This is a genomic window from Gordonia sp. 852002-10350_SCH5691597 (genome assembly GCF_001665715.1).
GTDB lineage: Bacteria > Actinomycetota > Actinomycetes > Mycobacteriales > Mycobacteriaceae > Gordonia > Gordonia sputi.
This window is the reverse complement of record NZ_LZMO01000093.1, coordinates 15,952-27,047: the sequence shown is the minus strand read 5'-3', so window position 1 is coordinate 27,047 and position 11,096 is coordinate 15,952. Positions and strand designations below refer to the sequence as shown.

The window sequence follows — 11,096 nt, the reverse complement described above, 5'->3', positions numbered from 1 at the left end:
TCGCAGCGGTGCTCGACGAACCGGCCTCGCCATCGCCGCACGGTACCTCGGTTGAGGCCGAGTCGTTGTGCCACTTCAGTATTCGACCCGCCATCAGCGGCAGCGAGAACGATTCGTGATCGCATCGCCAAACCCGAGGCCGTCGTTCGCCGACGCGCCCACCCTTCGAGCTCACGGCGCTCGTCATCGGTCAGAACAATATCCACTGCTCGCGGACCCCGGGTTGCCATTCCCCAGTCTATCAACCGAATGACAATTAATGACTCAGGACACTAGGAGAGCGGCGCCATCCCCCTCCGAGCGCTCGTCCGGCGGGCAGTACGGTCGCTGGTGTGAGCTCCCCACTGATCAAAGGGTCCAAGACAGCGCTGGTAGATCGCACCTATCGGATCCGCATCCGCGGCAGCGGGCCGACGATCGACGTATCGGCGGTGCTGCTGGGTGCCAGCGGCCGGGTCCGTACCGATGACGATTTCGTCTTTTTCAACAATCCGCAGGCGCCGGGCGTGCGTTTGGTGTCCGACGACGAGATCGACGTCGACCTCGGCGCCGTGGCGGCTGACGTCGACCGCATCGTCATCGTGGGCAGCACCGAAGCCCAGGGCGCAACGTTCGGCCAGAGCGGCCAGTTCAGCGCGGCGGTGACATCGGAGTCGCAAGACCTCTCCTTCATGCCCGGTGCGCTCACCAGCGAGACCGTGGTGCAGATCGCGGCCTTCTACCGCCGTGGGACGGACTGGAAACTCGACGCCATCGGCCAAGGCTACGACCGAGGGTTGGCCGCACTGGCCACCGAGTTCGGGATCTCTGTCGATGAGCCCGCCGCCGATACGGCGAGTCCCACAACAGCACCGAGCGTCCCAGCCGCTGTGCATGCCCCATCGGCACCCGCGCCCACTTCGCAGCCGCCCGCCGCGTCGGCCATCAACATGACGAAAGTGTCGGTGTCGCTGACGAAAGACAGCGCTGACAAGACCGCGCGCATCGACCTGCGTAAGAGCAAGGGCGATCCGAACTGGGTGCTGACCGTGGGTCTCGAATGGGATGGCCGCGGCGCGTCATATGACCGCAAGGGAAATGTGAAGCGTTACGGCACAGGCGATCTGGACGTCTACTTCTTTTGTCGCAACGAGGAGACCAACGAGTTCGTCGTCATCAGTGGCGAAGCCGGACACCAGGGCGATCTCGGCGTGTGGCCGTTCATGCATCACCTCGGTGACAGTCTCGGCCCCGGGGCAGGCAACAAGCCTGCCACCGAACAGGTTCGGGTGCGTCCGACGGAGAATGGCGATCTGCTGGTCAACGTCTATCAGAGCGTCGACAACGGAACTGGCGCCATCGACGAGTTCGGCAGGCCCCGCGTCGCGATCCGGTACGGGCGTGCCGGTCACGACGGTCTGCCCGGACCTGACGCCGACGAAATCCTTGTCTACGTCGGCAACAGTGCCGATTCCTACTGGGCCACCGTCGCCCACATCGACGTGCTCGACGGAGTTCTCACCGTCGACGGCGAAACCCGCTACAGCGCACACAAGAGTGAAGCCATGCCCGGACTCAGCAGCACCGGTGCGTGGGTTCAAGAGCCGTCCGGCGGACCCGTCGGCCGGAGCAAAGCCAAAAACCACGGGCAGGGTCTGACCCTGTACAGCGGACTCTGTGAGAAGTAGTTCGGTACTCACCAGACCGGCAGAGCCGCGATCCACCTGACCGGCCAAGCGGTCAACGCATCGGTAGGATCAGCATCCATGTCAGTCGATGCGTCCGCAGGCCATGGTGGCGCCAACGATAGAGACAAAGTCCACTATCTCGCCGGGCTCGATCTGCACGGCCGCAAGGTGGTTGTCGTCGGCGGTGGGTCGGTTGCGCAGCGTCGACTTCCGAATCTGGTGGCCGCCGGCGCCCGGGTCGAGGTTGTGGCTGTTGACCCGACGCCCGCCGTCGAGTCGTTTCCCGGGGTCGTCGTGCACAAACGTGCATACGTCGACGGCGATCTCGACGGAGCCTGGTACGCGATGGCGTGTACCGACGATCCTGGCGTGAATGCAGCCGTGGTCGCGGAGGCGGAGCGTCGGCACACGTTCTGTGTGCGGGCCGACGAAGCGCGGTGGGGCAGTGCCGTCACCCCGGCCTCCGGTCGGCATCGCGACGTGCAGTTCGGGGTGTTGGCGAGCGGCGATCACAGGCTGTCGGCGGCGTTGCGCGCCGCGATCTCACGGGCACTGGCCGACGGCTCACTCGACGTCGACGAGCAGCCGCACCCGCCGGGCGTCGCGCTAGTCGGTGGTGGCCCAGGCGACCCCGACCTCATCACCGTGCGCGGCCTCAAACTGCTGATGGCTGCCGACGTCGTCGTCGCGGATCGGTTGGCGCCACCGGAGCTCTTGGCCTCGCTCGGTCCGCAGGTGGAGATCATCGACGCCGCGAAGGTGCCCTACGGGCGAGCCATGAAACAGGAGGCCATCAACGACGTCCTCACCTCGAAGGCGAAAGAGGGCAAGTTCGTCGTGCGATTCAAGGGCGGCGATCCGTATGTCTACGGTCGCGGCTTCGAAGAGTTGCAGGCGTGCGTGGCCGCGGGCGTGCCGGTGACCGTGGTCCCCGGTATCACCAGCCCGATCTCCGTGCCGAGTTCCGCAGGCATCCCCGTGACCCATCGCGGAGTCACGCACGAGGTGGTGATCGCCTCGGGGCACGTCCGGCCCGGGCACCCAGATTCGCTGATCGACTGGTCGGTGCTCGCACAGCTACGCGGAACGCTGGTGCTGATGATGGCTGTGGAACGAGTCGACGTCTTCGCCGACGCGCTCCTGGCGGGCGGCAAGCCCGGCGACACCCCTGTCGCGATGATCGAGAACGGATCACTGCCCACCCAACGCCTCATCCGCACCGACCTCTCCCACGCAGGCGAGACCGCGGCGCGCGAAGGACTAAAGCCGCCCGCGATCGTCGTGATCGGTGACGTAGCGGGATTCGACGATGCGGATGCCGTTGCGGCGTTCGGTGATCTCGACGGAGCTCGATCAGCGGCCGAAGGCGGGGCTCGATCAGCGGCCGAAGGCGGGGCTCGATCAGCGGCCGAAGGCGGGGCTCGATCAGCGGCTGGAGGCGAGGCTCGATAGGCGGCTGGAGGCGAGGCTCGATAGGCGGCAGGCGTCTGGTGGGTGCTGCATCCCGTCGAGTGGGCTTTGTCTCGCGCCGTACAGCGGCTATCCGCCAACGAGAATTGGCACATACGCGCGGGGGCGCGGTAGCGTCGAACCCTATGTCGTCGTCACCTGGGCAAGCACACCGGCTGGATTTCGCGGCCGGGGCGTCGGACACCGACAATCAGTACCGGCCGGTGTTCGGGCTCGCGATCCTCGTGCTGTCGGGAATGCAGTTGCTGATGGTGCTCGACGGAACGGTCGCCGCGCTGGCGCTGCCGAAGATCCGTGAGTCGCTGCAACTCTCGGAGTCGGGTGCGAACTGGATCATCAGCAGCTATGTCCTGGCATTCGGCGGGTTGATGCTCCTCGGTGGCCGACTCGGTGACGCGTTCGGACGCAAGCGCATGTTCGTGATCGGCGTCGCAGCCTTCACCCTGACCTCACTGCTGTGCGGCCTGGCCTGGGATGAAACGAGTCTCATCGTCGGACGTGCCCTGCAGGGTGCCTCGGCAGCCGTCGCTGCGCCGACCGCGATGGCTCTGGTCGCCACGACGTTCGCGCCAGGTAAACCACGCAGTCAGGCGTTCGCGATCTACGCGGCGATGACCGGTATCGGTTCTGTCGCGGGTCTGATCCTCGGTGGTGTGCTGACCCAGCTCTCGTGGCGTCTCGTCTTCCTGATCAACGTCCCGATCGGACTGCTTGTCGCAGTCGGCGCCTACTTTGTCTTGCGCGAATCCCAGGGCGTGCGACTCTCTCTCGACCTACCGGGAGCCGTGCTCGCGACGTTGGGATGCTCACTGCTGGTGCTCGCGGTGAACGAGGGGCCCAACGGTTGGGGCCGTCCGATCGTCATCGGCTCGTTCATCCTCGGTGGTCTCGCGCTCGTGGCGTTCGTCATAGTCGAGCGCCGTGCGAGCAACCCGATCCTGCCGTTCGTTCTGTTCGACAACGCGAGTCGTGTCGCCGCTTTGGTCGCCATCTTCTTCGCCAGCATGATCATGATGTGTATGGCGGTCTTCATCTCCCTCTACCTGCAGGGGATCTTGAAGTACACCCCCGTTCAGAGTGGTCTCGCAGTGGTGCCGTTCGCGTTCGGCCTGGGTATCGCCGCGGCGATCGCGTCGAAGCTCGCGCTGCACGTCCAGCCGCGGTGGCTGGTGCTGTGCGGTGGCGCGATCATTCTGGGCGGCTGCGTCTACGCGGCGTCGATTGCGCCGAAGGCTCCCGCGTACTTCCCGAGCATCCTCATCCCTGTCGTGGTGATCGGTGTGGGTGTCGGTTTTGCTGTGATCCCGCTGACGCTTTCGGTTGTCGCGGGCGTCGGGCCGAACGAGATCGGGCCGCTCACAGCGCTGGCGCAGGTCGCACAGAACCTCGGCGGTGCGATCGGGTTGGTCGCGGTCGGGGCGCTCGTGACGTCTCGCGCGCTGTCGCTCGGCGGCACCACCGCGCCCGTGGAGTCGATGAACAAGGCGCAACTCGCCGCTCAGGCCAACGGCTACGGCCTGGCCTTTGCCTGTTGCGCGGGTATCGCGGTGATCGCCGCGATCGTCGTATTGTTCATGCGGTTCACGCCGGAGCAGGTTGCCGAGGGCCAGGCGGCGCAGGAAGCCGCCGATGCCGGACTCGACCCCGACATCGCGCAGACGACGCAGCACGACTGACCTCGATCACGTGGCATCCCACAACCGCTGGTAGTAGTTCATGTGGTCCTGGTCGACGTCGACGCCGTATGCAGCGACGAGCGGTTTCTCCCAGCCGGGGCCGTAGTTCCACCGCGTACTCATCGCCGCCACGGCGATGTCGGCCCACCGATCTGCGACGCCGAGACTGCCAAGATCGACGTACGCCGTCACCTGTCCAGGGTCTGACAGCAGGAAGTTGGGGCAGCACGCGTCGCCGTGACAGACAACCGCGCGGTCGATCGCGGGGGCATCTGTGGCCTCGAGTCGGACGTCGATGCCACGCGACCGAGCGTCGGAAATGCGTTCGGCGGGCGACCACGTCCACGGACACCAGTCGGTGGGCAGCGTGTCGTGTAGACGGCGAAGACCTCGACCGAGTGCCGGGACGCTGATCTCGGGGTGTTCGAGCCACGGTGTGAACACCGCCGATATTCCCGGCGCAGCGGCCGTCAGCATCCACTCCGCGCTCTCGTCGTATCCGGCGTCGAGCACTGCGGGGCAAGTGACGAACTGCGCCGCCCACGAGAGTCGGTGAGCTTCAGCGCGCAGGGAGATCTCGTCGGTTGGTGGTTGCCATTTCAGCTACCGGGCGGATAGGCCTTCGCCGAGTCGGTAGGTGATGCCACCGACATCGTTGAGCCAGACCGGTGTGATCGGATCGCCGCCGGAATGCGACACGACAACGTCGGGAAATTCGTGCGCAGGGACGGCAGAGGTCATCGGATCAATGTCAGTCGGTCAGTACGACGATCTCGTTGGGTCGGGGGATCTCGACGCGCTGCCCCGCGTCGGACAGCACGGCGGCGAGGGCGTTGATGTCGCGGACGTTTCGGCGCGTTCGTACCAGTTCGCGAGCCATAAGCCCCTTGTAGTGCTTGTTGAAGTGGCTCACCACTTTTCGGGTGCCGTCGGGCGCCTCCGTCATCACCGTGGCGGTGACCGCACCGGAGACGGGCCCTAGCTGCTGGTAGATGCCCGAGCGCAGGTCGACGACGAAATCGTCCACCGCGTCGAGCGTGTTCGAGAGAGCAGCCTTCCACGCCGAGGTGAGCGTGCCGAAGCCGGGGAGTGTGGATCCGCCCGAGAGGCGGTAGGCGGGTATCCGGTCGCCGGCCCGGATGACCCCGAACAGCGCCGACCCGATCGCGAGGCGTTCTGCCGCTTTCGTTTTGCCCGCGCGGGTCAGTGATCGGTGGTCGAGGGCGTCGTAGAGCACGCCGGTGTAGCGCTCGATGGCAGGGCGGGTCGGTGAGAGCCAGAGGTCGGCGTTGCGGTCGACCTCGGCGAGCTGTGTCTTGCCGAGACCGAGTGCCTTCACGCTCGCGTCGAGATCGCTCGCGAGGTCGACGACGGCGTCGGCGATCTGTTTGCGCACGGGATTGAGTTCGGTGAACGAGAGTGTGTCGAGGTCGAGTGGGGCGCCGGAACCCCCGTCGGACTTGGTTTCCGAGGGCGGGAGGATGACGAGCACGTCGAACACTGTATCCGGCCACGTGGACGGGACCGAAAAGCGCGTGCGGTGGCCGACTAGACTGATCGACCGTGATCACACGGATGTCGACGCTGTTCCTGCGTACGCTGCGCGATGACCCGGCAGACGCCGAGGTTCCCAGCCACAAGCTGCTTGTTCGCGCTGGATATGTTCGGCGTGTCGCGCCGGGCGTGTACAGCTGGCTCCCCCTGGGGCTACGGGTACTCAGGGCGGTCGAGAACATCGTGCGCGAGGAGATGAACTCGATTGGCGCGCAGGAGATCCTGCTGCCCGCGCTGTTGCCGCGTGAACCGTACGAGACGACTGCCCGCTGGACCGAGTACGGCGACAACCTCTTTCGTGTGAAGGACCGCAAGGGCACCGACATGCTCCTCGGTCCGACGCACGAGGAGATCTTCGCGCAGCTGGTCAAGAGCGAGTACTCGTCGTACAAGGATCTGCCGGTCATCCTGTATCAGATCCAGACCAAGTACCGCGACGAGGAACGTCCGCGCGCAGGCATCCTGCGTGGGCGCGAGTTCGTGATGAAGGACTCGTACTCGTTCGACCTCGACGACGACGGACTCAAGGCCTCCTACATCGCGCACCGTGACGCCTACCAGCGCATCTTCGCGCGCCTCGCGGTGCGATACGTGATCGTCGCCGCGACGTCCGGCGCGATGGGCGGCAGTGCCTCGGAGGAGTTCCTCGCCGAGAGCGAGGTCGGCGAGGACACGTTCGTGCGCTGCCTGGAGTCGGGATACGCGGCCAACGTCGAGGCCGTCGTCACGCCTGCACCCGAACCGATTCCGTTCGATGGACTCGCGGAGGCGCAGGTGCACGAGACCCCTGACACCACCACCATCGAGACGCTCGTCGCGTGGGCCAACGACGCCCTCGACGGGACGTTCGACGCCGCGGACACACTCAAGAACGTCATGGTCAAGGTTCGCGAACCCGGAGGTGAGTGGGAGTTGCTCGGCATCGGGGTGCCGGGCAACCGCGAGGTCGACGTCAAGCGGCTCGAGGCGTCGCTGGAGCCTGCAGAAGTCGAGCTGCTGACCGAGGCCGACTTCGCGGCCAACTCGTTCCTGGTGAAGGGCTACATCGGACCGAAAGCCTTGCAGGAGAACGGCGTCCGCTATCTCGTCGATCCGCGCGTGGTCGACGGCACGGCGTGGATCACCGGTGCCGACCAGCCCAACCGGCACGTCGTCGGACTCGTGGCCGGGCGCGACTTCACGGCGGACGGGACCATTGAGGCGGCCGAAATCCTCGACGGCGACCTCTCGCCGGACGGCAAGGGACCGCTGGTGGCCGCGAAGGGCATCGAGATCGGTCACATCTTCCAGCTGGGCCAGAAGTACACCAACGCCTTCGAGGTGGATGTACTCGGCGAAAGCGGAAAGCCGGTCCGCCTGACCATGGGGTCCTACGGCGTGGGCGTGTCGCGGCTTGTCGCGGTGATCGCCGAACAGCAGCACGACGACAAGGGGCTGCGCTGGCCCGCCGAGGTCGCGCCCTACGACGTGCATCTGGTGATCGCCAACAAGGACGAGGCCGCGATCGGCGGCGCGACGTCGCTGGCCGAGGAGCTCGACGCCGAGGGCCTCGACGTCCTGCTCGACGACCGCAAGTCGTCGCCCGGCGTGAAGTTCAAGGACGCCGAACTGCTCGGCATGCCTACCGTCGTCGTGGTGGGCCGCGGCTACGCCAACGGCGTCGTCGAGGTCCGCGACCGCTTCACCGGCGAGAGCGCAGAGGTGCCGGTCGACAACGCGGTGTCGGCGATTGTCGCTGCGGTGCGCGGATAGCTTCCGGCGGCCGGTCCGGCCACCCGGGCTGTCGGACTCGGCGGACTACCGGACTATTGCGGCTGTCCCGGGAACGGAACGGTCACCGGACTCTCGCGCAATGCTGCGCGCCAGGTGGCCGCGCGCTGCGCGCACTCGGTGAGCTGGTCGACGGCCAGGCGGCGCGCCGATTCGGAGTCGGCACGCTCGAGCGCCGAGCGATATGCCGTGGCGCAGTCATTCTCGGCCGCCAGCGCGGCACGGGCAGCACTCGTCGGGTCAGTGACCTGCACGGGCAGCGTGTACCCGGCGGCCATATCGGGGGGAGTCGCGCCTGCCGCGGTGATGGCGGCGTTGAGTGCGTCGCGTGCCGCACGGTGGGCGGCGATGTAGTCGGCGACAGTGCCGCGTCGAGTCGCGGAGACAAAAGCTGTCGTGACCCCGTACGTGAAGATCGCGGCATTCTCGGCCTGTGTCGCCGTGGCCAATGCGTCGGTTGTTGCGGTCATGCGAGCTGCACCTCCACGAGGGTGGCGACCGAGGCGCTGACCGACCCGGCCAGTCCTGCCGAGTAGCCCTTCAGTGAAATCGCGGCGTCGTGTGCCGCACGCGTCGACGCACGGAGCGACGAGCGTAGCTCGTCGAGCGTTCCCGCTGTCGACGACGATCCCGGTGTGGACGTCTCGGACGCGCCCGCACCGGTGGAGCCGGGCGTCGCGGAGGCCGACGGCGCTGCAGACAACTGGTTCGCGGTGTCGGAGTCGAGGCGTTGGACCTCCTGCGAGAGCGCGGTCGCGTGGGCCTCACGCTGGTCGGCGATCACACCGAGCGCCGCGCTGTAAGTCGGAAGTCGGGGTGCGAGCGAACGAGCTGCCGCAGCGTCGGAGCGGGCAGCCTTGGCCAGGGGGAGCAGGGCGGTGGCGGTGATCTCATTCGGCGTCGGGCCGCTGTCGCATGCGCTCGACGCGCCGATCACGAGTGCTCCGGCGCCGATAGCGAGGCTGCCTCGTAAGACTGTGCGACGATCCACGGCGTCGAGTACATCGGGGGCTGCTGGCTTCACCCGACACATGATGCCAGTCCGGCACACCCGTGGTGCGCGGGCCGCACGGACAACAGGAGGTCCGACGGTCTGCCCGGCGATCGCCAGTAGCCTGCCGGGTCCGAGACCGGTCGCAAGGTGGTCGGGGGAGGGTCGCGGATCGACTAGAATAGGGTGCCGTCGCATGCGGCAGACCAATCGCCGCGACCGCTGACCGGCGTCAATGAACGCACCTGAAGACCGCAACTGAAAGCACTGCGCGGCAAGCGAAGACGAGGAGTGAGGAGAGCAATGAGCATCGATACGCGACAACTCCGTACGCTCGTCGACACCTTTGTCGCCGACCGCGGATTCGACGTCGAAGACGTCGCGATCACCAACGGTGCAGACGGCGACGCGGTCGTCGTGACCGTCGATCGGGATGGGGGAGGTTCGCTCGACGAGCTCGCCGACCTCAGTCGCGAGCTGTCCGACGCCCTCGACGCCGATCCCGCCTACGCCGACATCGACACCCTCGAGGTCACCTCACCCGGCGTCGACAGACCGCTCACAACCGAACGGCAGTGGCGTCGTGCCGCCGGACGCAAGGTACTCATCGATCTCGCAGGCGACGACGGGCCGACCCGTGTCGTCGGCAGGGTCGGACCGCTCCACGACGGCCAGGTCGACATCGTGAGCAACGACCGCGGCCGTTTCCGAGTCCGCACCGTCGAACTCGACGCCGTCACACGTGCTGTGGTCGACGTCGACTTCTCGCGACCGGGAGTCGCCGAGCTGCGATTGTGCGGCCTCGACGACGCGCAGATCGCGCAACGTCGGGACACCGTCAGCTCGTAGCGACCGACCATAGAACTCAACGAACAGCCGAAAACTCCATAGCAGCCGACAAGTGAATAGGAGCGCCCCATGAACATCGACATCAATGCATTGCGCATGATCGAGGCCGACAAGGGAATCTCGATCGACACGGTCATCACCGCCATCGAAACCGCATTGCTCACCGCATACCGCCACACCGACGGATTCGCGCCGCACGCGCGCATCGACGTCAATCGCAAGAGCGGGGCGGTCAGGGTGATGGCACAGGAGGTCGACGAGGACGGCACCGTCGTCCACGAATACGACGACACCCCCGAGGGTTTCGGCCGTATCGCGGCCACCACCGCCCGACAGGTCATCCTGCAGCGTCTGCGTGACGCGGAGAACGAGAAGAACTTCGGCGATTTCGTCACGCACGAAGGCGAGATCGTCGGTGGCGTCGTGCAACAGGACGCCCGCGCCAACGCACGCGGCATGATCGTCGTCCAGATCGGTAGCGACGCCAACAGCGCGGAGGGAATCATCCCGCCCGCCGAGCAGGTGCCCGGCGAGAGCTACAAACACGGCGACCGCATCAAGTGCTACGTCGTCGGCGTCTCGCGTGGTCCACGTGGACCACAGATCACGCTGTCGCGTACCCATCCGAACCTGGTGCGCAAGCTCTTCGCACTCGAGGTACCCGAGATCGAGGATGGCTCGGTCGAGATCGTCGCGGTCGCTCGTGAGGCGGGCCACCGCTCCAAGATCGCCGTGCACACCGGTGTCAGCGGACTCAACGCCAAGGGCGCGTGCATCGGACCGATGGGGCAGCGCGTACGCAACGTGATGAGTGAGTTGTCCGGCGAGAAGATCGACATCATCGACTACGACACCGATCCCGCCGTGTTCGTCGGGAACGCTTTGTCGCCTGCGAAGGTCGTTTCGGTGGAGGTGGTCGACGAGGCACAGAAGGCAGCGCGTGTCGTCGTACCCGACTATCAGCTCTCGCTCGCGATCGGTAAGGAAGGTCAGAACGCACGACTGGCCGCTCGTCTGACGGGGTGGCGAATCGACATCCGCTCCGACGCCGACGACGCTCCCGGCGCACCCGCCGGCCAGTCGGGCGGGCCGGGAGCCGGACGGGCGTGATGAGGTCCG

12 protein-coding genes are annotated in these 11,096 nt (G+C 66.5%); 6 read left to right on the top strand and 6 right to left on the bottom strand.

Features of this window, described 5'->3' with window-relative positions; all coding sequences use genetic code 11:
* On the bottom strand, window positions 1-230 hold a 230-nt coding region (locus A5777_RS07020; protein WP_156529299.1), incomplete at its 3' end, for a helix-turn-helix domain-containing protein.
* A gap of 102 nt (window positions 231-332) precedes the next feature.
* Here A5777_RS07020 and A5777_RS07015 point away from each other — a divergent pair.
* From A5777_RS07015 to A5777_RS07005, 3 genes are all read left to right on the top strand, one after another.
* Window positions 333-1,667, top strand: coding sequence for a TerD family protein (locus A5777_RS07015; RefSeq protein WP_064862114.1), 1,335 nt, complete (start codon window positions 333-335; stop codon window positions 1,665-1,667).
* A 78-nt stretch (window positions 1,668-1,745) separates the two neighbouring features.
* The gene (cobA, locus tag A5777_RS07010) at window positions 1,746-3,119 is read left to right on the top strand and encodes a uroporphyrinogen-III C-methyltransferase (RefSeq protein ID WP_064862113.1); all 1,374 of its coding nucleotides are present in this window, start codon (window positions 1,746-1,748) and stop codon (window positions 3,117-3,119) included.
* 143 nt (window positions 3,120-3,262) lie between these two features.
* The gene (locus A5777_RS07005; RefSeq protein ID WP_064862112.1) at window positions 3,263-4,813 is read left to right on the top strand and encodes an MFS transporter; all 1,551 of its coding nucleotides are present in this window, start codon (window positions 3,263-3,265) and stop codon (window positions 4,811-4,813) included.
* Window positions 4,814-4,819: 6 nt separating this feature from the next.
* On the opposite strand, the gene A5777_RS07000 is transcribed toward A5777_RS07005, so the two are convergent.
* Genes A5777_RS07000 through yaaA form a run of 3 tightly spaced genes read right to left on the bottom strand, consistent with a single transcriptional unit; the run spans window position 4,820 to window position 6,305 of the window.
* On the bottom strand, window positions 4,820-5,383 hold the full coding sequence (locus A5777_RS07000) for a phosphotransferase (protein ID WP_231894977.1): 564 nt from the start codon (window positions 5,381-5,383) through the stop codon (window positions 4,820-4,822).
* A 33-nt stretch (window positions 5,384-5,416) separates the two neighbouring features.
* Window positions 5,417-5,554, bottom strand: coding sequence for a hypothetical protein (locus A5777_RS25300; RefSeq protein ID WP_231894976.1), 138 nt, complete (start codon window positions 5,552-5,554; stop codon window positions 5,417-5,419).
* A 10-nt stretch (window positions 5,555-5,564) separates the two neighbouring features.
* A complete protein-coding gene (gene yaaA / locus A5777_RS06995; protein ID WP_064862111.1) occupies window positions 5,565-6,305 on the bottom strand; it encodes a peroxide stress protein YaaA in 741 nt (246 codons plus the stop codon).
* Window positions 6,306-6,388: 83 nt separating this feature from the next.
* Between yaaA and A5777_RS06990 the strand changes: the two genes are divergently transcribed.
* Window positions 6,389-8,119 carry a proline--tRNA ligase gene (locus A5777_RS06990; RefSeq protein WP_064862110.1) on the top strand — a complete coding sequence of 577 codons (1,731 nt, stop codon included), beginning with the start codon at window positions 6,389-6,391 and terminating at the stop codon, window positions 8,117-8,119.
* A 53-nt stretch (window positions 8,120-8,172) separates the two neighbouring features.
* Here the strand turns inward: A5777_RS06990 and A5777_RS06985 are convergent, their stop codons facing one another.
* Entirely contained in the window at window positions 8,173-8,607 is a 435-nt protein-coding gene (locus A5777_RS06985; RefSeq protein WP_064862109.1) for a ferritin-like domain-containing protein, read from the bottom strand.
* Window positions 8,604-9,170, bottom strand: a complete 567-nt coding sequence (locus A5777_RS06980) for a hypothetical protein (RefSeq protein ID WP_064862118.1) — start codon at window positions 9,168-9,170, stop codon at window positions 8,604-8,606. Before A5777_RS06980 ends, A5777_RS06985 begins: the two co-directional genes overlap by 4 nt.
* Before the next feature lie 261 nt (window positions 9,171-9,431).
* Here A5777_RS06980 and rimP point away from each other — a divergent pair, with 261 nt between their 5' ends.
* Together rimP and nusA are read left to right on the top strand one after the other, a co-directional pair.
* Window positions 9,432-9,977, top strand: a complete 546-nt coding sequence (gene rimP, locus A5777_RS06975) for a ribosome maturation factor RimP (protein ID WP_064862108.1) — start codon at window positions 9,432-9,434, stop codon at window positions 9,975-9,977.
* A gap of 69 nt (window positions 9,978-10,046) precedes the next feature.
* A complete protein-coding gene (nusA, locus tag A5777_RS06970) occupies window positions 10,047-11,087 on the top strand; it encodes a transcription termination factor NusA (protein WP_064862107.1) in 1,041 nt (346 codons plus the stop codon).
* Window positions 11,088-11,096: the final 9 nt, after the last annotated feature.